Source organism: Amycolatopsis sp. NPDC004169, from assembly GCF_040610315.1.
Taxonomy (GTDB): domain Bacteria; phylum Actinomycetota; class Actinomycetes; order Mycobacteriales; family Pseudonocardiaceae; genus Amycolatopsis.
Window position 1 is genome coordinate 25,350 of record NZ_JBEXMD010000022.1, and the last position, 20,743, is coordinate 46,092.

22 protein-coding genes are annotated in these 20,743 nt (G+C 70.7%); 8 read left to right on the forward strand and 14 right to left on the reverse strand.

Annotation, left to right across the window (positions count from 1 at the left end):
* Positions 1–71: 71 nt before the first annotated feature.
* Positions 72–347, reverse strand: coding sequence for an SAV_915 family protein (locus tag ABZX11_RS27130; protein ID WP_354917901.1), 276 nt, complete (start codon positions 345–347; stop codon positions 72–74).
* 114 nt (positions 348–461) lie between these two features.
* Between ABZX11_RS27130 and ABZX11_RS27135 the strand changes: the two genes are divergently transcribed.
* A complete protein-coding gene (locus ABZX11_RS27135) occupies positions 462–1,184 on the forward strand; it encodes a hypothetical protein (protein WP_354917904.1) in 723 nt (240 codons plus the stop codon).
* Between the two features lie 52 nt (positions 1,185–1,236).
* Here ABZX11_RS27135 and ABZX11_RS27140 read toward each other — a convergent pair whose 3' ends face one another.
* Together ABZX11_RS27140 and ABZX11_RS27145 are read right to left on the reverse strand one after the other, a co-directional pair.
* Positions 1,237–2,589, reverse strand: coding sequence for a dicarboxylate/amino acid:cation symporter (locus ABZX11_RS27140; protein ID WP_176173082.1), 1,353 nt, complete (start codon positions 2,587–2,589; stop codon positions 1,237–1,239).
* Between the two features lie 100 nt (positions 2,590–2,689).
* The gene (locus ABZX11_RS27145) at positions 2,690–3,319 is read right to left on the reverse strand and encodes a nucleoside triphosphate pyrophosphatase (RefSeq protein ID WP_176173081.1); all 630 of its coding nucleotides are present in this window, start codon (positions 3,317–3,319) and stop codon (positions 2,690–2,692) included.
* A 118-nt stretch (positions 3,320–3,437) separates the two neighbouring features.
* On the opposite strand from ABZX11_RS27145, the gene ABZX11_RS27150 reads away from it, so the two are divergent.
* Positions 3,438–5,282, forward strand: coding sequence for a glycoside hydrolase family 3 N-terminal domain-containing protein (locus ABZX11_RS27150; protein WP_354917908.1), 1,845 nt, complete (start codon positions 3,438–3,440; stop codon positions 5,280–5,282).
* Between the two features lie 69 nt (positions 5,283–5,351).
* Here ABZX11_RS27150 and ABZX11_RS27155 read toward each other — a convergent pair whose 3' ends face one another.
* The 3 genes from ABZX11_RS27155 to ABZX11_RS27165 form a co-directional block, all read right to left on the reverse strand.
* The gene (locus tag ABZX11_RS27155) at positions 5,352–6,965 is read right to left on the reverse strand and encodes a DHA2 family efflux MFS transporter permease subunit (protein ID WP_354917911.1); all 1,614 of its coding nucleotides are present in this window, start codon (positions 6,963–6,965) and stop codon (positions 5,352–5,354) included.
* Entirely contained in the window at positions 6,946–7,572 is a 627-nt protein-coding gene (locus tag ABZX11_RS27160) for a PadR family transcriptional regulator (RefSeq protein ID WP_176173078.1), read from the reverse strand. Before ABZX11_RS27160 ends, ABZX11_RS27155 begins: the two co-directional genes overlap by 20 nt.
* Before the next feature lie 138 nt (positions 7,573–7,710).
* The gene (locus ABZX11_RS27165) at positions 7,711–9,285 is read right to left on the reverse strand and encodes a TROVE domain-containing protein (RefSeq protein WP_354917914.1); all 1,575 of its coding nucleotides are present in this window, start codon (positions 9,283–9,285) and stop codon (positions 7,711–7,713) included.
* 525 nt (positions 9,286–9,810) lie between these two features.
* Here ABZX11_RS27165 and ABZX11_RS27170 point away from each other — a divergent pair.
* Together ABZX11_RS27170 and ABZX11_RS27175 are read left to right on the forward strand one after the other, a co-directional pair.
* Complete coding sequence (locus ABZX11_RS27170) at positions 9,811–10,701, forward strand: LLM class flavin-dependent oxidoreductase (protein ID WP_354917917.1); 891 nt, start codon at positions 9,811–9,813, stop codon at positions 10,699–10,701.
* Between the two features lie 4 nt (positions 10,702–10,705).
* Positions 10,706–11,164: a MarR family transcriptional regulator gene (locus ABZX11_RS27175; RefSeq protein ID WP_354917920.1), complete on the forward strand. Its 459-nt coding sequence runs from the start codon at positions 10,706–10,708 to the stop codon at positions 11,162–11,164.
* Here ABZX11_RS27175 and ABZX11_RS27180 read toward each other — a convergent pair.
* The 6 genes from ABZX11_RS27180 to ABZX11_RS27205 all read right to left on the reverse strand — a co-directional run bounded on the left by ABZX11_RS27180 (position 11,155) and on the right by ABZX11_RS27205 (position 16,246).
* Positions 11,155–11,376 carry an acyl-CoA carboxylase subunit epsilon gene (locus ABZX11_RS27180; protein ID WP_176173074.1) on the reverse strand — a complete coding sequence of 74 codons (222 nt, stop codon included), beginning with the start codon at positions 11,374–11,376 and terminating at the stop codon, positions 11,155–11,157. The two genes, ABZX11_RS27175 and ABZX11_RS27180, sit on opposite strands and share 10 nt — an antisense overlap.
* Positions 11,373–13,010 carry an acyl-CoA carboxylase subunit beta gene (locus ABZX11_RS27185; RefSeq protein WP_354917923.1) on the reverse strand — a complete coding sequence of 546 codons (1,638 nt, stop codon included), beginning with the start codon at positions 13,008–13,010 and terminating at the stop codon, positions 11,373–11,375. The genes ABZX11_RS27180 and ABZX11_RS27185 overlap by 4 nt, the downstream gene beginning before the upstream one ends.
* 208 nt (positions 13,011–13,218) lie before the next feature.
* Positions 13,219–13,869 carry a response regulator transcription factor gene (locus ABZX11_RS27190; RefSeq protein ID WP_354917926.1) on the reverse strand — a complete coding sequence of 217 codons (651 nt, stop codon included), beginning with the start codon at positions 13,867–13,869 and terminating at the stop codon, positions 13,219–13,221.
* On the reverse strand, positions 13,866–14,972 hold the full coding sequence (locus ABZX11_RS27195; protein WP_176173071.1) for a sensor histidine kinase: 1,107 nt from the start codon (positions 14,970–14,972) through the stop codon (positions 13,866–13,868). Before ABZX11_RS27195 ends, ABZX11_RS27190 begins: the two co-directional genes overlap by 4 nt.
* Before the next feature lie 34 nt (positions 14,973–15,006).
* Positions 15,007–15,798 (reverse strand): SRPBCC family protein, encoded by a 792-nt coding sequence (locus tag ABZX11_RS27200; protein WP_354917929.1) that lies wholly within the window; start codon positions 15,796–15,798, stop codon positions 15,007–15,009.
* Between the two features lie 31 nt (positions 15,799–15,829).
* Positions 15,830–16,246, reverse strand: coding sequence for a MarR family transcriptional regulator (locus ABZX11_RS27205; RefSeq protein ID WP_176173069.1), 417 nt, complete (start codon positions 16,244–16,246; stop codon positions 15,830–15,832).
* Between the two features lie 78 nt (positions 16,247–16,324).
* Here ABZX11_RS27205 and ABZX11_RS27210 point away from each other — a divergent pair, with 78 nt between their 5' ends.
* On the forward strand, positions 16,325–16,888 hold the full coding sequence (locus ABZX11_RS27210; RefSeq protein ID WP_354917932.1) for an NAD(P)H-dependent oxidoreductase: 564 nt from the start codon (positions 16,325–16,327) through the stop codon (positions 16,886–16,888).
* Here the strand turns inward: ABZX11_RS27210 and ABZX11_RS27215 are convergent.
* On the reverse strand, positions 16,885–17,457 hold the full coding sequence (locus tag ABZX11_RS27215; RefSeq protein WP_176173067.1) for a TetR/AcrR family transcriptional regulator: 573 nt from the start codon (positions 17,455–17,457) through the stop codon (positions 16,885–16,887). The genes ABZX11_RS27210 and ABZX11_RS27215 overlap by 4 nt on opposite strands.
* Before the next feature lie 73 nt (positions 17,458–17,530).
* Between ABZX11_RS27215 and ABZX11_RS27220 the strand changes: the two genes are divergently transcribed.
* Positions 17,531–18,721: an FAD-dependent monooxygenase gene (locus ABZX11_RS27220; RefSeq protein WP_354917935.1), complete on the forward strand. Its 1,191-nt coding sequence runs from the start codon at positions 17,531–17,533 to the stop codon at positions 18,719–18,721.
* Here ABZX11_RS27220 and ABZX11_RS27225 read toward each other — a convergent pair.
* A complete protein-coding gene (locus tag ABZX11_RS27225; protein WP_354917938.1) occupies positions 18,687–19,052 on the reverse strand; it encodes a helix-turn-helix domain-containing protein in 366 nt (121 codons plus the stop codon). The two genes, ABZX11_RS27220 and ABZX11_RS27225, sit on opposite strands and share 35 nt — an antisense overlap.
* An 82-nt stretch (positions 19,053–19,134) precedes the next feature.
* Between ABZX11_RS27225 and ABZX11_RS27230 the strand changes: the two genes are divergently transcribed.
* Positions 19,135–19,986, forward strand: a complete 852-nt coding sequence (locus ABZX11_RS27230) for an NAD(P)-binding domain-containing protein (protein WP_354917941.1) — start codon at positions 19,135–19,137, stop codon at positions 19,984–19,986.
* Entirely contained in the window at positions 19,983–20,732 is a 750-nt protein-coding gene (locus tag ABZX11_RS27235; protein WP_354917944.1) for an SDR family oxidoreductase, read from the forward strand. The genes ABZX11_RS27230 and ABZX11_RS27235 overlap by 4 nt, the downstream gene beginning before the upstream one ends.
* Positions 20,733–20,743 lie beyond the last annotated feature (11 nt).

The following is a 20,743-nucleotide window of genomic DNA, read 5'->3' on the forward strand; positions in this document are numbered from 1 at the left end:
CCGCCCACGCGGCATCTGGGAAGTCTACGGATCTGACGTCGGGAGTCTCTTGAGTGAGAGGTGAACCACGCTCAGAGGTGGTGCCGGAGCTCCTCGGGCAGCGGCGAATCGAGCACGATCACGTCGTACGGGTTCGCTTTGTGGACCTTCGGCAGGTGCTCGGTGTTCACCAGCGCCCACGGCTGGTGCTCGCCGCAGCAGTCGATCAGCCGGTCCAGGGCGGTGAACGCGACCAGTGCGGTGCGGCCGTCCGGCGTGCGGCGCAGCTCGATCGACGCGCCTTCGGCTTCGGGGTCGACCGGGCCGGTCGGGAGGTACAGGGCGGGCGGCAGGTTCGGGTTCGTCACCCGGACAACATAGACGGATACCCTCCGCTATGCGTGACCCCGTCGGGTTGAACCGGCCACACCGCGACGGGGCGTTGCCGACACGCGCACGTGAAGCGGCTTACGCTCTGCCTTATGCGGACTACGGCAGCGCGGACGCCTCGGTCGGCGCTGCTCACCGCGGTGCTGGCCGCGGTGGTCACCGTCGGCGCGATCGGCGCCGTGTTCCTGCTGCGGCCGCAGCCCGAGGCGTCACCGGGGCTGGCCGAACCCGCCGCGCCGCCGGTGGCACCCGCGGTGACCTGCGGCGGCGATCCGTGCCGTCAGCTCGCGGCGGTGACCGTCGGGGGCACGCCGGTGGTGCTGCTGACCGACACCGCGGGCGGATCGGCGCGCCTGCGCGTCGGGCCCGAGCCGGGCACGGTGTTCGAGCTGTCGATCGCCCAGCTGGGCGTGCGGCTCGACCAGAACTCGCTGCGCTGCATCGACGGCCCGGCCCCGGCCTGCCTGGTCCGCGGCGACGTCGGTGACGACGGCACGGCCGCGTACGGCGAACTGCTCGTCGGCAGCGGGGGAGTGTGGCGCGACCCGGGCAAGCCGTTCTACGCCGACGCCGGGACGCTCTCGCTCTACGACGTCACGGCCGACGCCAGCCCCGACGTGATCGTGGTCCGCCACGACTGCACGGACGCCGCCTCCGGCACCCCGAAGTGCGCGGCGGCCCCGGTGCTGGGGGAGGTGTACGACCTGTCGGGCCGGTCGCTGGGCTGCACGCGGCGGGTGACGTCGCCGTCGGACCTGCGCGGCTGGCCGGACATCCGCCTGACCCGCGCCGACCTGCGCGCCTGTCCCTCCTGACACGCGTGAAGGCCGCCTCGAACATTCGAGGCGGCCTTCACGGACGTGCGGGTCAGGCGGGGGCGGGTTCGGTGTGGCGGGCCGCCGAGCCGTCGTCGCTGTGCTCCGGCCGGTCGGTCGGCGCGTCGAGGACCTCGTCGTCGAGCAGGCCCTCGCTGCGGGCCACGATCGTCGGCACCACGATCTGGCCTGCCACGTTCGTCGCCGTGCGGATCATGTCCATGATCGGGTTGACCGAGTAGATCAGCGCCAGGCCGAGCGCGACCTGCTTGGCGTCGAGGCCGATGAACGACGTCGTCAGCGTGAACGCCGTCAGCCAGCCCGTGGTCCCGGCCGTCGCCAGCGCGCCGACCACGGCGACCACGACGATGCCCGCGTACTGCCAGAAGTTCAGCGACACCCCGGCCAGGTTGGCGACGAAGATCGCCGCGATCGCCGGGAACACCGCCGCGCAGCCGTCCATCTTGGTCGCGCTGCCGAGCGGGGTCGCGAAGGCCGCGTACGCCGGCTGGACGCCGAGGTTGACCGCGGACTGGCGGGTCAGCGGCAGCGTCGCGGCCGAGGACTGCGAGGCGAACGCGAACTGGATCGCCGTGCCCGCCTTCGCGAAGAACTTCAGCGGGCTGACCTTGGCCACGAACTGCAGCAGGATCGGGTAGACGACGAACAGGACGAGCAGGCAGCCGACGTACACCGCGAGCGTGGTGGAGAACAGCGGCCGGAACAGCGCGTCGCCGTAGTTCGACACGGCCGCGCCGATCAGGCCGATGATGCCGATCGGGGCGAGCCGGACGATCCAGCCGAGGTAGCGCTGGATGATCTCGAACACGCTCGTCGTGAAGTCCACGAACGGCTTCGCGCGGTCACCCAGGCTGTAGGCGGCCGCGCCGATGACCAGCGCGAGGAACAGCACTTGCAGCGTCTCGCCGTCGGAGAACGCTTTCACGAAGTTCTCCGGCAGCAGCCCGTTGACGAAGGCGTCCCACGAACCCCAGTGGTCCACGCTCTTCGCCGCCTTGTCGGCGTTCTTGGCCGTGGCCTCGACGCCGCCGAGCCCGCCGGCGCCCGGGTCGAAGATCCGGCCGACCGCGATGCCGATCAGCGACGCGATGAACGAGGTGATGGCGAACCAGAGCACCGTCTTGCCGCCGAGGCGGGCGGCGGTGCGGCCGCCACCGAGGCCGCGGAGGCTGTTGATGCCGACCACGATCGCCGTGAAGACCAGCGGGATCACCGCGATCTGCAGCAGCGTCGTGAAGATGGTGCCGATCTGGTCGAGGAGATCGGTCAGCCACCCGGCCTCGGTCTGCCGCGCGACGACGCCCAGCAGGGCGCCGACGACGAGCGAGCCGAGAACCGCGGCCGCGAACACCCGCGGCTTGGTGTATGTCCGTACGAAAGACACGGGGCGACTCCGGTGCTCGAAAGTTTCCAGTCTTGCCTGGTGAAGAGAACGGTAGGCAAGGGAGGACTCTTCCGGATCACCCGAAGGTGTGGTGCCCTTCTCAGGATGCGGGAGGCCGCCAGAGATCCACGACACTCACGCCGACCTCGGCCAGCAGCCGGCGCGTCAGCGGCAGGCTGATCCCGATCACGCTCGTGTGGCCGCCGTCGAGCCCTTCGACGAACCAGCCGCCCAGACCGTCGATCGTGAAGCCGCCGGCCACGTGGAGCGGTTCGCCGCTGGCGACGTAGGCGTCGATCTCCGCGGGTGTCGGCGTGCCGAACCGGACGGTGGTCGACTCCCAGCCGCTGGTCTCCTTCGTGCGGGTCCCGCCTTCGAGCCGGACGACCGCGTGCCCGGTCAGCAGTTCACCGGATGTCCCCGCCATCGCGGCCCAGCGCTGCCGCGCGATGTCCGGCGAGCCGGGCTTGCCGACCATCTGCCCGCCGATGTTCAGCATCGAGTCGCAGGCGACGACGACGGCGTCCGGGTGGGCCGCGGCGACCTGGTCGATGACCGCTTCGGCCTTGGCCGCGGCCAAGGCCGCGACCAGTTCGGACGGCGACGGGTCGGTGAGGGCGGCGGCGACGGCGTCCTCGTCGACGCCGGAGACGAACACGGCGGGATCGAGGCCCGCGGAACGCAGCAGGGCGAGGCGGGCGGGGGACTGGGAGGCGAGGACGAACTGCACGACTGAAACTTACTTGACCAGGCGGTCGTGACTGAATTGTGACCGGCGTCACGAAGGAGGGGAGTTAATTTGTTTTGGCTCGCAACTTATGGATCGACGGACTGTCACGGAGAGACCGATGCCGCTCCTCCGCACCACGAGATCATTGCGAACCACTGCGCTGGCCGGCCTGCTGCTCGCGGGCACGGCCCTCGTCCCGATGGCGTCCGCCGCCGCGACGCCGCTGTACCGCGACCCGCGCGCCTCGGTGGCCGACCGCGTCACGGACCTGATGGCACGGATGACGCTCGACGACAAGGCCGGGCAGATGACCGAAGGCGAGCGCGGTGCCGCCACCCCCGCTCAGGCCGCCGCCGCCCGGCTCGGGTCCGTCCTCTCCGGCGGCGGTTCGACACCGTCGCCGAACACCCCGCAGGCGTGGGCGGACATGATCGACGCCTACCAGCGGGCGGCGACCTCGACCGGCCTCGGCATCCCGATCGTCTACGGCTCCGACACCGTGCACGGCCACAACAACGCCGCCGGCGCCACGATCTTCCCGCACAACATCGGCCTCGGGGCCGCGAACGACCCGCAGCTGGTCGAGCAGATCGGCGCGATCACCGCCCGGGAGTCCGCCGCCACCGGCGTCAAATGGGGCTTCGCGCCCTGCCTGTGCGTCGCCCGCGACGACCGCTGGGGCCGCACGTACGAGTCCTACGGCGAGGTCCCCGCCAACGCCGTCGCTAACTCCGTGATCATCGAAGGCCTGCAGGGCTCCTCGCTGGCCGACACGACGTCGATCATGGCCACGGCGAAGCACTTCATCGGCGACGGCGGCACCACCGGCGGCGTCGACCAGGGCAACACCCAGATCACCATCGACGAGCTCCGGAAGATCCACCTGCCACCGTTCCAGGCCGCGATCGCCCACGGCGCCGGCTCGGTGATGATCAGCTACAACAGCTGGAACGGCGTCAAGGACCACGGCAACAAGTTCCTGATCACCGACCTGCTCAAGACGGAGCTGGGCTTCTCCGGCTACGTGGTCTCCGACTGGAACGGCATCGACCAGATCGACGGCCGGTCCGGCTTCACCGCGGCCGAGGTCAGCCAGGCCGTCAACGCCGGGATCGACATGGTGATGGTCCCCAACGACTACCTGAAGTTCGTCAGCACGCTGAAGGCCGAAGTCCTCAACGGGCACGTCCCGATGTCCCGCATCGACGACGCCAACCGCCGGATCCTCACGAAGAAGTTCGAGCTGGGCCTGTTCGAGCACCCGTACACCGACCGCTCGCTGCAGAACGACTTCGGCAGCGCGGCCCACCACGCGGTGGCGCGGCAGGCGGTGCGCGAGTCGCAGGTGCTGCTCAAGAACGAGGGCGTGCTGCCGCTGGCCAAGCAGGACAACCGGATCTTCGTGGCCGGCAAGAACGCGAACGACCTCGGCAACCAGGCGGGCGGCTGGACCCTGACCTGGCAGGGCCAGAGCGGGACCCGGGTGATCCCCGGCACGACGATCCTCGACGGCATCAAGGCCGGTGCCGGGAAAGGCACGGTGGTGACCTATGACCGTGCGGGTAGCGGAATCGACTCCGGTTACAAGGTCGCGGTCGCCGTGGTGGGCGAAACGCCGTACGCCGAAGGGCAGGGAGACCGGCCCGGCGGCCTCGGCCTCGACGCCGAAGACGTCGCCCTCATCGGCAAGCTGAAGGCCTCGGGCGTGCCGCTGGTCGTGGTGACCGTCTCCGGGCGGCCGCTGGACATCGCCGCGCAGCTGCCGTCGGCCAAGGGGCTGGTGGCCGCCTGGCTGCCGGGCTCGGAAGGCGCCGGCGTCGCGGACGTGCTCTACGGCGACTACAACCCGACCGGGAAACTGAGCTTCACCTGGCCGGCGAGCTCTTCCCAGGAACCGGTCAACACCGGTGACGGCAAGCAGGGCCTGTTCCCGTACGGGTTCGGCCTGTCCTACCCCCGTTAGCCACCGCTCCCGCGGTCCGTGCAGGCCCCCGCTCCGGCACCCGACACCGGAACGGGGGTCTGCGCGGTTTCAGGCCGCGGCCGTCTCCGGCGCGGGGGCCGGGGTCTCCCAGCGCGGCTTGACCCGCTGCAGCACCGCGGCGGAAAGGACGCCGAGCAGGAGCACGCCCATCGGCAGCAGCATCGTCACGCGGGCGGCGTCGGTCAGTCCGTTGTGGACCGCCTCGGACGCCAGCTTCCCCGCCTGCGCGGCGATTTCCGCGGGCAGCCCCGGCATCGGCGACGGGCCGCCCGCCGAGCCGAACTCACCCGTGCTCGCCGCCGCGTGCGCGATCCCGTCGGCGAACGGCGCCCGGTACTGCGCCGGCAGCTGGGCCGCCGCCTTCGTGGCCTCGTCCGCGATGGACGCGCTGATCCGCGCCTGCAGCAGCACGCCGATCGCCGCGCTGCCGAGCACGCCGCCGACCTGGCGCGCGGTGTTGAAGATGCCGGACGCGGTGCCGGCCAGCCGCGGCTTGATCGAGCCCATCGTCAGGTTGCTCATCGGCGAGAAGATGCAGCCGATGCCGAGGCCGCACACCAGCAGCGCCGGGACGAACGTCCACGGGTTGCTGTCCGGCGTCGCCTGCAGCGCGATGATCCCGAGCCCGGCCGCGAGTGCCGCCAGGCCGAACATCACCAGGTACTTGCCGTTCACCTTGTCCGACGCGCGCCCGACGAACGGCGCGATGATCCCGGACAGCAGCGACATCGGCGCGGTGAGCAGGCCGCCCATGGTCGGGCTCAGCCCGAGCACCGACTGGATGTAGATGACCAGCGGCAGGAACATGCCGGTCATCGCGAAGCCGACGGTGGTCGCGGTGAGCGTCCCGGCCGAGAAGTTCCGGTTGGAGAACACCTGCAGCGGCAGCAGCGGCTCCCGCTTGTTGAACCGCTGCCACACCAGGAACGCGATCATCAGCACCACGCCGGCCCCGATGATCTCGAACACCGTGATGCCGCCGAAGACCGTGCCCCAGTCGTACTGCTGGCCGTTCTGGACGCCGAACACGATGCAGAGCAGGGCCGCGCTCGAAAGGAAGATCCCCAGCAGGTCGAACGCGTGCGCGTGCTTCGGCTGCCAGTCCGGCACCAGCAGCAGCGTCAGCACGACGGCGATCACGCCGATCGGCACGTTGACGTAGAAGATCCACTCCCAGCCGAAGTGGTCGACCAGCACCCCGCCGAGCAGCGGGCCGGCGATCGTCGCCAGCCCGGCGACACCGCCCCACATGCCCATCGCCGGGCCGCGCTTGGCCGGCGGGAACAGGTGCGTGATGAACGCCAGCGTCTGCGGCGTCATCAGCGCGGCGCCGAGGCCCTGCACCGCGCGGGCGGCGATGAGCATCTCGACGTTGCCGGACAGGCCGCACCACAGCGACGCGCCGGTGAACACGACCAGCCCGGCGAGGAACACCCGCTTCGGGCCGAACCGGTCACCGAGCCTGCTGGTGAACAGCATCGGCACGGCGTAGGTGAGCAGGTAGACGCTGATCACCCAGACGACTGAGTTCAGCCCGGCGTTCAGTTCGCGCAGCATGGTCGGGATCGCGATCGACACGATGGTCGTGTCGAGCAGGATCATGAAGAAGCCGAGGCACAGCGCGCCCAGCGCGGCCCACGGGTTAGCTTGTCTTGCGTTCATCGTCGTCTTCCCTGGTGATGAGCGTGAGCTTGGGTTGTTCCTTGTCCTGGAACGGGATTCGCCCGGACCGCAGGTCGTCGAGGAGCCGTTCGGTCCACCGGAGCTCGAACTTCCGGTGGTCGCACTGGTAGCGCCAGTCCAGCCAGTAGATCGGCGGTGTTTCGTCCTCGGTCAGCTGCTGCAGCACCGCCTCGTCGGCGGCCACCGCGGCGCGCAGCCGGGTGATCCGGTGCTCGAGTTCGATGATCGTGGTGTCGCGCCCCAGTTCGTCGATCACGCCGAGCCCGGACAGGTAGGCGGGGAACTCGGTGGCGAGGTCCCCGAGCAGCTCGCGGCCGCGCTGGGTGAACTCGTCCAGCCCGGTCTGCGTCATGCCGTACACGGTTCGTTCGGGCCGCCGGCCGTCACGCTGGGTGTCGACGACCTCGATGAGCCCGTCGCGGCACAGGCGTTCCACGGTGTGGTACAGCGAGCCCGCCTTCACGTTGACCCGCATGTGGACGTACCGCTCGCGCATGAGCTGGGCCATCTCGTACGGGTGCATCGGCCCCTCGTGGAGCAGCTCCAGCACGGCGATGCCGAGTGGCGTCAGCTTGGGCGAGGCCATGGTCCCGATCCCTCCAGGTCGTTTATTCCACGTGGACTATACGGGGTGGATTAGTGTGCGGTCCACGGTCAGTTCTGTGACGGTCCGTACGCAGCGTGAAGCCCCCATGATCTCGTCATGGGGGCTTCACGGCGTCTCTCAGAACGGCCAGTCGGCGTTCTTGCCCCGCTCGAGCAGCGGGATCATCCGGAACGCCTGGTCGGTCAGGCCGCCGAAGGTGTGCCGGTGCCCGCCGCCGGACGGCGCGTGGCCGGCCCGGTAACCCGCGAGGTTCCACGTGTACAGCGGCACGTTCGCCGGCACCGCCTGCCCGACGTCGCCGTGCGCGGCCTGCTCGTCGGTGAGGATCACGACGCGGTCGTGCTTCGCGAAGTGCTTCTTCACCGCGCCCGCCGTGTCGGTGCCGCCGCCGATGAAGTACCCGCCGGACTTCCACCGCTCGACGTCACCCAGCAGCGACCCACCGCGGCGCAGCTTGAACACCTTGGTGCCCTGGCTGCGGTCCCAGTAGCCGTCCGAGAACGACACGACGTCGGCCTTCGCGCAGCGCCGGGCGAGTGCGAGGCCGAAGACCGCGGCCGCGTCCCAGCGCATCAGGCTGCCGTCCTTGCTGAAGGGACTGTTCATCGACGCCGAGGTGTCGACGAGGACGAGCGTCCGGCCGCCGAGCGCGGGCACGTTGGCCAGCGCGTGCCCGATCGCCCGCTCGAGCGCCCACGCCCATCGCAGCGACGGCGCGGCCCGGTGCGCCGCGAGGAACCGCATCGGCAGCTGCCGCGACTTCGCGACCTGAACCGGACTGGCGAGCCGCTCGGCCACCCGCTCCGCGACGGCGTCCGAGACGCCGGCCTCGTCGAAGTTGCGGAGGTTCCGCAATTGAGCCATGAAGCCCATCGACGGGATCAGCGCCTCCCAGACGCGAGCGTCGAGGGGACCCTGCAGCCACCCGGCGACGGACTCCCACGTCATGCCCGCGGTCCGCAGCACGTCCGCGGCGTCCGGCCGGTCGAAGAGCTTCCGGCGGTCGGCGACGGGCCGGCTCATCAGCTCGGCGCGGGCGCGCAGGGTCGCCAGGGACTCCGGGATCGCGTTGCCGCGGTCGTGCCGCTCGTCGAGGATGTGCTTGAACAGCTCACCCCCGCCGACCGGGTGGGTCAGCTCGAGGACGTCGGCGAACCGGAAGGCGTGCGCGGCGGAGTCCCACTTGACGAAGGACCGCTCGTCGTAGAGCTTCGCCGCGGCATCGGCGACACCGCGCTTGACCGGCTTCGGCACGGCCCGGCCGTGCACGGAAGTCCAGTAGGCGAGCAGCTCACCGGGCTCGTCGGCCCGCTGCAGCACGTCGGCGACGACCTGACGGCTCAGCCCGTCGAGACCGGCGTCCCGCCGCGCCTTGGCGAACTCGGCGGCGCCCACGAGCGACGCCGTCCGCAGGTGCGCGCCGGAGCGCAGCCAGCGCAGGAACCGCGCGGTCCACTGTGGATCGTCCAACGTGGACTTGCGGACCAGCTCGGCGTACCGCGTGTCGCGGGTCTCCGCGGACTCGTAGAAGGTGTGCTCGCCGACCATGTTCGTGACGGCGAGCAGGAAGAGCTCGGACTTGGTGTCGCGCAGGTACCCGGTACCGCCCTCGTGCGTGACGGTGGACGGCGTGGCCTCGCTGCGGACCGGAGAGGTCGCGGCGGGCGCTCGTGCGGTGTTGAACTTGCTCATTACTCCCCCTGGGTTTCCTGGAGGGAGCCACGGCCACAGCGATGCCCGAGATCGAAGTCGGTGAAGGTACATAGCTGCTCTAGGCCACTGAGCTACCGGACCGTGTGCGGTCCGGGAGGGATTCGAACCCCCGACCTGCCCGTTAGGAGGCGGAAGTAACCCTCGCCTGCGCACCGGGCACCGGTGTGGCCGTGGCTCCCGAGATCTTCGCTGCCCGCGGGTTCTCGTTTACAGCAAGAAGTAACCGCGGGCTTCGCACCGGGAGTGCCTGTGAAGTTGGGTGCCCGAGTTCTCGGCTGGAGAAGGTGAGTTGACCGGCCACCGCGAGGTGGCCGGGTTTGGATTCGAACCAATGATCACCGAAGTAACCTTCTCCGTCGCACCGGGCGGAACCCAAGGTAGCAAGCGGCCCGCGTCGGCACGACTGGTTTTCCGGCGCCTCCTCGCGACCGCGCCGATGTCTCGATAGTTCGCATCAAGAACTACTTATGCTATGTTCGTAGTGCGAACTAACTGGGAGGAATCATGACGTACTTCGGCATCGGCGTGTCCACCGCGGTCACCGCCGTCCCCGGCACCCTGGAGCTGGCCGGTCAGGCCGACCGGGGTGGCCTCGACCTGATCACCGTCTCCGATCACCCGTACCACGCCGACCGGCTCGACGCGTACGCCGAGCTCGGGGTTCTGCTCGGCCGGACCGAGCGGATCTCCGGCCTGGTCAGCGTCACCAACCTGCCGACGCGCCCGGCGGCGATGCTCGCCCGCACGATCACCAGCCTGTCCGCGCTGACCGGCGGCCGGATCGTGCTCGGCATGGGTGTCGGCGGGCTGTGGGACGACATCGCGCGGCTCGGCTTCACCAAGCTCACGCCCGGGCAGGCCGTCCGCGCCTTCGAAGAGGGCATCCGGCTGGTCAAGCTGCTCGGCGGGGGCGGCGGACCGGTCACCTTCGACGGCGAGTTCCACCAGGTCACCGACCTCGTGCCCGCCGAAGAGGAGATGCCGCCGGTGTGGACCGGATCCGTCGGGCCGAAGTCGCTCGCCGTCACCGGGCGGGTGGCCGACGGCTGGATGCCCGGCCACGCCGCCGACTGGCTCAGCGAGCGGTACCGGACCTCGCGGCCGCTGATCGACAAGGCCGCCGTCGACGCCGGGCGGGAGCCGGGCGACATCGCCACCGTCTACAACTTCCCCGGCCGCATCACGGCGGAGCCGCTCGCCAGGACCCGCGCCGGCGACGGGCGCTGGATCGGCGGCTCGCCCGCGCAGTGGATCGAGGAGCTCACCGGGGCCGTGCTGGAGCACGGCGCCGCCGGGTTCGTGCTCTTCGGGCCAGGCGGCAGCACGCCCGACGCGACCGCCGTCGCGCGGTGGGCCGAGGAGATCGTGCCCGCCGTGCGGGAAGCCGTAGGCTGACCGGATGGGGAAAAGCGCGGCGGACCTCGGTGTGGTGGCCGGGCTCGTGCGGGCGTCGTTCCTGGTGAACGCCGTCTACGCCGAGTCCGCCCGCGAGTACGGGCTCACCGTGCAGCAGGGCCAGCTGCTGTGCGTGCTGATGGGCCGGCCGTACGGCATGGGCGACCTCGGCGCGACGCTCGGCCTCGAGAAATCGAGCCTGACCGGCCTGGTCGACCGCGCGGTCCGGCGCGGGCTGGTCCGCCGCGAGTCCGACCCGGACGACCGCCGGGCCGTCCAGGTCGTCCTGACCGGCGAAGGCCGCGAAATGGCGGAGGACTTCTACGCGGCGACGTGCCGCCGCGTCGACGAGCTGGCCGCGGGCCTGAGCACGCAGGACCGCGACCGGCTCGCGGCTCTGCTGGGCGCGATCGTGCGGGACAACGAAGCCCCGACGGTCTTCCTCGACGCCCTTCAGCCCTGAGGCAGTCCCGAAGCGCGCCAAGCGCCTTCGCCGGGGTGAAGCGGCCGACGCAACGAAGCTGCGTGATCGCCCCACCACGACGTACGCGGCTTCGGCTTCTCCGGCGCCTTCGCGACCGAAGCCGCGGCGACGACCGCCGTCAGCGCCGCCAGCTCGGCGTCGCTCGGGTTTCCGCGGACCACCCTCAGCAGGGGCTTTTCGGCGTCGCTCACAGCGGGATGTTCCCGTGCTTCTTGGGCGGCAGCGACTCGCGCTTGTTCCGCAGCAGGGACAGCGCCCGCGCGACGTGCCCGCGGGTGTGCGCCGGCACGATCACCGAGTCGACGTACCCGCGCTCGGCCGCCGCGTACGGGTTCAGCAGCGTGTCCTCGTACTCCTGGATCAGCTCCGCGCGGAGCTGGTCGACGTCGCGGCCCTCGTTGGCGGCGTTCGCCAAGGTCTTGCGGTGCACGATGTTCGCCGCGCCCTGGGCACCCATCACCGCGACCTGCGCGGTCGGCCAGGCCAGGTTGATGTCCGCGCCGAGGTGCTTCGAGCCCATGACGTCGTACGCGCCGCCGAACGCTTTGCGCGTGATGATCGTGACCAGCGGGACCGTCGCCTCCGCGTAGGCGTAGATCAGCTTCGCGCCGCGGCGGATGATGCCGTTCCACTCCTGGTCGGTGCCCGGGAGGAAGCCCGGGACGTCGACGAAGGTGAGCACCGGGATGTTGAACGCGTCGCAGGTGCGGACGAACCGCGCGGCCTTCTCGGACGCGTCGATGTCGAGGCAGCCGGCGAACTGCGTCGGCTGGTTGGCCACCACGCCGACGCTGTGGCCGTCGACCCGGCCGAAGCCGACGATGATGTTCGGCGCGAACAGCTCGTGGACCTCGAGGAAGTCGCCGTCGTCGACGACGCGGGTGATCACCTCGTGCATGTCGTACGGGGTGTTCGGCGAGTCCGGGATGATCGTGTCGAGTTCGCGGTCGGCGTCGGTGACGTCGTCGAAGAACCCGGGCCGCTCGGCCGGCGGCTCGAACACCGGCGCGTCGGACAGGTTGTTCTGCGGCAGGTAGGAGAGCAGTTCCTTGACGTAGGCGATGGCGTCCTCGTCGTCGGAGCCGAGGTAGTGCGCGACCCCGGACTTCGTGTTGTGGGTGCGGCCGCCGCCGAGCTCCTCGAAGGTGACGTCCTCGCCGGTGACCGTCTTGACGACGTCCGGGCCGGTGATGAACATCTGCGAGGTCTCGTCGACCATCACGATGAAGTCGGTCAGCGCGGGGGAGTAGACGTGCCCGCCCGCGTTGGCGCCCATGATCAGCGAGATCTGCGGGATGACGCCGGACGCCTGCACGTTGCGGCGGAAGATCTCGCCGTAGAGGCCGAGCGAGACGACGCCCTCCTGGATGCGCGCGCCGCCGCCCTCGTTGATGCCGATGATCGGGCGGCCGGTCTTGATGGCCAGGTCCATCACCTTGACGATCTTCTCGCCGTAGACCTCGCCGAGGCTGCCGCCGAAGACGGTGACGTCCTGGCTGAACACGCACACCGGGCGGCCGTCGACGGTGCCGTACCCGGTGACGACGCCGTCGCCGTAGGGCCGGTTCTTCTCCTGGCCGAAGTTGGTCGAGCGGTGCCGGGCCAGCTCGTCGAGCTCGACGAAGGAGTTCTCGTCGAGGAGCAGCTCGATGCGTTCGCGGGCGGTTTTCTTGCCCTTGGCGTGCTGTTTCTCCACCGCGCGGGCCGAGCCCGCGTGCACCGCCTCGTCGTAACGGCGGTACAGGTCGGCCAGCTTGCCGGCCGTGGTGTGGATGTCCGGTTCATCCTCGGGCGGCGTCCCGAGCGGCTCCGTCGCACTGCTCATGCCACGGGAGCTTAGCTACTTGCCGGTCACTTGGCGTGTGGCGTAGGCAACGTCCGTGGAGATGGTGCTGGTCGCACAGCGCTACGAAGGGCGTGGGCTGGGCCGCGCGATCACCGCGCAAGCGATTGCGGCCGCCGTGACCGGGTCGTGTGGTTGCACGCGTCGAAGCTCGGCTCCCCCGGCGACCCTTCGCTGCGGTTCGCCCCCTTCACCCGGGCGGTGTAGGGCGGACCAGTCCCGACTCGTACGCCACGATCACCAGCTGGGCCCGGTCGCGCGCCGCCAGCTTGTGCAGCAGCCGTCCGATGTGGGTCTTCACCGTCGCGATCCCCAGGTGCAGCCGCGCGGCGATCTCGTCGTTCGACAACCCGCGCGCGATCAGCATCAGCACCTCCTGCTCGCGGGCCGTCACCCCGTCCAGCCGGGTCACCGGGCCCGACGGCAGGCGGGCGAACTCCGCCACCAGGCGCCGCGTCACCGAGGGGGCCAGCAGCGCGTCGCCCGCGGCCACCACTTCGATCGCCGCCAGGAGGTCCGCCGGCCGGGTGTCCTTCAGCAGGAAGCCGCTCGCGCCCGCGCGCAGGGCCGAATACACGTACTCGTCCAGGTCGAACGTCGTCAGCATCAGCACGCGGACGTCGGTCTCCGCGCAGATGCGGCGGGTGGCCTCGATGCCGTCCATCTCCGGCATCCGGACGTCCATGAGCACGACGTCCGGCTGCTCCACCCGGGTCAGGGCCACCGCTTCGGCGCCGTCGGACGCCTCGGCGACGACCTCGAGGCCCGGCGCGCTGTCGACCAGCACCCGGAAGCTGCCGCGCAGCAGGGCCTGGTCGTCGGCGATCAGGACGCGGGTCACCGGGCCGCCGCCGGTTCTCCGTACGGGAGGCGCGCGTGGACGCGGAAGCCGGTTTCGGCGGGCGCCGCGGAGAACTCGCCGTCGTAGACCGCGACCCGTTCGCGCATCCCGATCAACCCGTGGCCCGGGGTCGCCGGGCCGCCGCGGCCGTCGTCGAGGACCTCGATGACCACCTCGCCGTCGCCGCCGGTGACGTGGACGCGGCACGTCGCCGCGCCCGCGTGCTTGACCACATTGGTCAGTGCCTCCTGCACGATCCGGTACACCGACTGGCCGACGCCGCCCGGGAGCTCGGTGAGGCCGTCGACGACGAGCTCGACGGCCGGCCCCGCCTGCTGCGCGCGTTCGGCGAGCGCGCGCAGGTCGTCGAGCGACGGCGCGGGCGCCAGGGCCGGGACGCCGGTGCCGTCGCGCAGCACGCCGAGCATGCGCCGCAGCTCGGCCAGCGTCTCGCGGCTGGTGTCTTCGATGACGCGCAGCGCGTCACGGGCCTGGTCCGGCTGCTCCAGTGCGACGTGGTTGCCGACCGCCGCCTTCACCGCGATCAGGCTCATGCTGTGCGCGACGACGTCGTGCATCTCCCGGGCGATCCGCAGCCGCTCCGCCGAAACCGCTTGCTGCGCATGGGTTTCCCGCTCGATCGCGGCGTGCTCACGGCGGCCGTGGACGGCGATGCCGAGCGCGAACCCGACGATCAGCGCCGACGCGCCGAAGTTCACCGTCGTCGCCGTGCTCGGGTTCGGCACCGCGATGCCGACCAGGCCGACGCCGGCCAGTCCGGCCCCGAAGCCGATCCGGGCCGCCCGGCTGCCCCGGGCCACGACGAACGTGTACAGCGCGCAGCCCGCGGCCACCACGGAGATCGCCAGCACCGGCCCGCCGATCGGCACCGCCGCCGCGGTCGTCACCAGCGACAGGACGTACGCCGGCCGAGGCCACCAGCGCCGGAGCACGATCGGCCCGACGCTCAGCACGAGGATCGTCCACCCGAGCCAGGCGGGCAGCCACGGCGGCAGCGACCACGCGCCGGCGGCGAGGTTGCCGCCGGCCCCCAGGGTCAGCACGAGGACGGCGAGGACGTCCAGGACGACGCGAAAGCGCATGAACCGAACGTAACGCCGAACTCCGAGCCGCGCGTCAGCCCTCGGTAGGACCCGTGGAGTAGTGCTTCCGCACGGCTTCGACGCGCTCCGGCGGCCACTCGGGCAGCTCGACGCCGTGGCCGGCGGCGAACAGCCGGTCCAGCTGCTCGTGCCGCCGGGCCAGCTGGGCCGGCACGTCGTCGCCCGCCGCCTCGGTGAACTCGACGCGGGTGCCTTCGAGCGGGTCGTGGACCAGCTCCCAGCCGGGTTCGTCGGGCAGCAGCGGCCGGAGCTCGCCGACCGGTTTCCAGCCGAGGTCACGGCGGAAGCGGATGGTGCCGTCGTCGAGGACCTCGCCCTCGCCGAGGCCGAATTCGTCCACATAGGACGCCATCCGGCCGTGCCACTCCCGCGGCTGCTCGAAGACCCGTCCGGCCAGCCGCGCGGCGAGCGCGTCGAGGCAGACGTCCCAGCCGGCCGCGGTGCGGGCTCCGGCGAGCTTCGCGATCGCCGGGTCGCCGCGGCCGAAGGTCTGGGTGAACTCCAGGAGGCTGCCGTCGCCGTCGGGGGAGATCAGCCACCGCAGGGTGTCGTCGTTCCAGACGAAGGCGAACTCGCGCGGCGGGTCGGCGGTGAGGACCCGCCCGGTCGTCGCGCTGTCCTCGCCGGGGAAGGTGAACCGGATCGCGCCACCGGCCCGCAGTTCGACGTCGACCTTCGCGGGGAACCAGTGCTCGAGCTCCGCCGGGTCCGTGATGGCGTGCCAGACCTTCTCCGGGGCGTGCTTCAGCCGGCGTTCCAGCCGGAGCACCGGGCGTTCACCGTCGGTCTGCAGTTTCGCGGCCATGCGTGCATATAACCACTGAGGCATATAAGGGTCAAGCGCCGCGGACGGCGGAGACGGCGGTGGCGAGCTCCGGGTCGCTCGCGGCCTTGTCGAGCGCGGTCCGCAGCACGGCGTTGTACGTCGGCTCGGTTTCGGCGTAACGCTTGCGGCCGGCGTCGGTGATCACCGAGTAGACGCCGCGGCGGTCGTCTTCGCACAGGTCGCGGATGGTCAGGCCGGCGTCTTCGAGGCGGGCGCACATCCGGCTGACCGAGCTCTGGTTGAGGCCGATCGCGTCGGCGAGCTCCTGCATCCGCAGCTCGCCACGGGGGTCCGCGACGAGCTTGCCGAGCGCGCGGTACTCGGACAGCCCGAGCCCGTGGCGGCGCTGCAGGGCTTTGGCGAGTTCCTGCTCGATCCGGGCGTGCAGCACGAGTACGCGGCCCCAGGCCTGTTCGTCGACGGTCATCTTCCGGCCTCCTCTTGACGCCAGGATAGTCCAGGGACAGTATTTATATGTACATGCAAGTACATCGAGAGGGTGGACATGAGCGATCGCAGCTTCCTGTTCCTGGTGGGCGCCGCACGGGCCGGGGGCAACACGGAAATGCTGGCCCGGCTGGCGGCCAAGGAGCTGCCCAAGGACGTCGAGCAGCGGTGGATCCGGCTGCCGGAAGTGCCGCTGCCGCCGTTCGAGGACCGCCGCCACGGCGCCGGCGAGCACCCGGCGCCGGGCGAGAACGAGCAGTTGCTGATGGACGCGACGTTCGCCGCGACGGACATCGTGATCGTGTCGCCGGTGTACTGGTACTCGGTGGCGGCGAGCGTGAAGCTCTACCTCGACTACTGGTCGGGCTGGATGCGGCTGCCGGTGGAGTTCAAGCCGCGGATGCGCGGCAAGACGCTGTGGGGCGTGAGTGTTTTGAGCGAGACCGCGCGCGAGGCCCGGCCGCTGATCGGCACGCTGGAGCTGTGCGCGGAGTACCTGAGCATGAACTGGGGCGGGGTCCTGCTCGGCAACGGCAGCCGCCCGGGTGACGTACTGCTGGACGCCGACGCGACGTCGGCCGCGCCGTCGTTCTTCGCCGGCGCGGACCTCGTCACCGCCTAAGCCAGGACGTCCTTCGCGATCAGGCGCAGGCCGCGGACCAGGTCGGCGCCCGAGGGGGCGTGGCCCGGGTCGATCAGCCACTGGAGCATCACGCCCGAAAGCAGGGCCTGGTGGACCGTGCCGACGGCCCGGGCCTCGGCGCTGCCGTCGTCGAGGCCCTGGAAGAGGTTCGCCAGGCCGTGGCGGGCCAGTTCGAGGGCCTCGGCCAGCTGTGCGCGCACCTTCTCGTCGAGGTCCGGCTGCGCGTAGGCCTCGAACGTCATCGCCCAGAGCCTGCGGTGCTCGCCGAACGACTCGATCACGCGCTGCCAGATCAGCTCGAACCGCTCGGCCGGGGTCGCCTCCGGCGGCGTCTCGACCTGCAGGGTTTTCGCCAACGCCTCGCCCCACTCCTCGTTGGCCTCGATCAGGGCGGCGTTGAGCAGGGCTTCCCGCGAGCCGAAGTGGTATCCGATCGCGGCCATGCTCACGTCCGCCGCCGAGGCCAGGTCCCGCACGGTCGTGCGGGCGTAGCCCTTCTCGTGCAGACAGCGCTTCGCGGCGGCCAGCAGTGACTCTTTGTTGCCCATGTCCGCAGCCTAGCACGAATGCCTTAGGCAATCGTCTTGCGCGATCGCCCAAATCGGGGTTACCGTTCTCGGCATGCGAAACAACCGAGTCCTCATCTCCGGCGCGAGCGTCGCCGGCCCCGCCCTCGCCTTCTGGCTCCGCCGCCACGGCTTCACCCCGACGGTCGTCGAGCGCGCTCCCGAGCTGCGCGACGGCGGCTACGCGGTCGACTTCCGCGGCGCGTCACTGCAGGTCCTCGACCGGATGGGCCTGCTGGGCGCGGTCGAAGCGGCCGCGACCCGGATGGGCGATGTGACCTATGTGGACAGTGACGACCGGCCGCTGGTCGTCACGCCGTCGACCTACCAGAGCGGCGAGCTGGAGATCCTGCGCGGCGACCTCGCCCGCATCCTGTACGAGGCGACGAAGGACGGCGTCGAGTACGTCTTCGGCGACTCGATCACCGGCCTCACCGAGCACGGCGACGGCGTCACGGTCACCTTCGCCCACGGCGAGCCGCGCGAGTTCGACCTGGTCATCGGGGCCGACGGGCTGCACTCGAACGTGCGGTCGCTGGTCTTCGGCGACGAGACCCGGTTCCGCCACGACCTCGGCTACTACGTCGCCATCGGCACGGTGCCGAACCACCTCGGGCTCGACCACGTCGGCCGGTTCTACAACGAGCCGAACCGGACCGTCGGGGTCTACAGCGCGAAGGGCAACACCGAAGCCAAGGCGCTGTTCTGGTTCGGCTCCGACCGGCTCGACTACGACTACCGCGACATCACGCAGCAACGCCGGATCGTCGAAGAGCGGTTCCGCGACACGGGCTGGGAGACGTCGAAGCTGCTCGAGGCCATGCGGGAAGCGCCGGACTTCTACTTCGACTCGGCGAGCCAGATCAAGCTGGACTCGTACGCGCGCGGGCGCGTCGCGCTGGTCGGCGACGCCGCGTACTGCGCCGCGCCGCTCTCGGGGATGGGGACGAGCCTGGCGATCGTCGGCGCGTACGTGCTCGCGGGCGAGCTCGCGGCCGCCGGCGGCGACCACCCGACGGCGTTCGGCGCCTACCGCGAAGAGATGCGCGGCTTCGTCGACGCCTGCCAGAAGCTGGCCGAGGGCAACGGGAAGTGGTTCGTCCCGCCGACGCGCGGGTGGCTGCGCTTCCGCAACCTGAACTACCGGCTGCTGCCGTACCTGCCGTGGCGCAAGCTGATCGAGGAGCTGCCGCTCAAGGCGGGCAACGCGATCACGCTGAAGCCGTATGCGGTGGTGCCGGTGTGACGCCGCGGCGCTTCGCGATGCCGGCCATGTTCTCCTCGCCCCAGTCGCCCAGCGGCAGCAACGCGGTGTTCAGCCGCTGACCCAGCTCGGTCAGCGAGTACTCGACCTTGGGCGGGATCTCGTGGAACACCTCGCGGTGCACGATTTCGTCCGCTTCCAGTTCGCGCAGGGCCTGGATCAGCATCTTTTCGCTGATGCCTGCCACCTTCCGCTTCAGCTCGCCGAACCGCAGCGGCTCGGCGTGCAGCGCCCAGAGGATCAGCGCCTTCCACCGGCCGCCGATGACGTCGACGGCCGCGTCCAACCCGCAGCGGTACGTTCGAGGCTGCATCCAGGTTCCTTACGTTTTGGTGGGTACCTGACTTATTAGTCGGTACTTGTTCAGTGTAAAGCGCGCCCGCAGCATGGAACCCATGGGAGAAAGCAGGAAACAGGTGGGCGTGCTCGGCCTGGGGCGGATGGGCGCCGCCCTCGCCGGGGCGCTCTTGGGGGCGGGGTACGACGTCTCGGTGTGGAACCGGTCGCCGCTCAAGGCGGGACCGCTGGTCGACCGCGGCGCCAAGCTCGCGGCCACGCCCGCGGAAGCGGCTTCGGCGGGCGTCGTCATCAGCTGTCTGTCCACATACGACAGTCAGCAGCCGGTGCTCGAGGCGGCGGCACCGAAGGTGCTCGTCAACCTCACGTCCGGGACGCCGGAGCAAGCTCGTGGCGTCGCCAAGTGGGCGGCGTCCGAGGGCATCGACTACGTGGACGGCGTGATCATGGCGGTCCCGCAGGGCATCGGGACGCCGTCGGCGCAGGTCCTCTACAGCGGCTCCGAACCGGCGTTCGCGGCGCAGCGCGAACTGCTCGAAGTGCTGGGGACGCCGGTGTTCGTCGGCGAGGACGCCGGGCTGGCGGCGCTGTACGACCTGGCGCTGCTCGGCATGATGTGGTCGACCATGGCCGGCTACCTGCACGCGCTGGCGCTGGTCGGGACCGAGGGCGTCACGCCGGAGCAGTTCGCGCCGATGGCGTCGGTGTGGCAGTCGGCGGTCGGCGGGTTCCTGCCCGGCATCGGCGAGCAGGTCGCCAGCGGGGACTACGAGACGGACGTGTCCGCTTTGGACATCAACGCGGCCGGTCTCGCCTTGCTGGTCGAGACGAGCCGCGCCCAGGGCATCAGCACGGCGGTGCCGGCCGTGCTGCGCGAGTTGTTCGACCGAGCGGTCGCGGCGGGCCACGGCTCGCACGCGATCGCCAGCGTCATCGAGGAGATCCGGTGAAGTACCAGGGGAAGAAGGCCGTGGTCACCGGCGGCACGCACGGCATGGGGCTGGCGGTGGTCCGCGCCCTGCTCGACGGCGGCGCGGAGGTGCTGCTGACCGGCCGGGACGTCACACCGCTGGAGGGGACGCTGCCGGGCAAGGCACACCTGCTGTCGTCGGACGCGGCTCGCTTGGACGACGTCGAGTCGCTGGGAACGGTGGCCGCGGACACGCTCGGAGAGCTGGACCTGGTGTTCGTCAACGTCGGGTTCTCGACGCTGACGCCGTACGAGGCCGCGACGCCGGAGCTCTACGACCGCACGTTCGACGTCAACACCAAGGGCGCGTACTTCACGGCCCGCCGCCTCGCCCCGCTGGTCCGCCCCGGCGGTTCGTTCGTGTTCACGACCTCGGTCGCGGCCGAGGCGGGCATCGCCGGAATGGGCCTGTATTCGGCGGCGAAGGCGGCGGTGCGCTCGTTTGCCCGCACGTACGCGGCCGAGCTGGCCCCGCGAGGGATCCGGGTCAACGTGGTCAGCCCCGGCTACACCGACACGCCGACGATGGGTGTGACCGGAGTGCCGGAAGCGGTCTTGGCCGAGTTCAAGGCAATCGGCGACGAGACAACGCCGCTGAAGCGCCACGCAACGGTCGAGGAGGTCGCGGCGGCGGTGTTGTTCCTGGCCTTCGAGGCGACGTTCACCACCGGCGCGGATCTCCCGGTGGACGGGGGACTGGGGCAGCGCTTGACGCTGCCTGCCTGAGGTGGACGCCT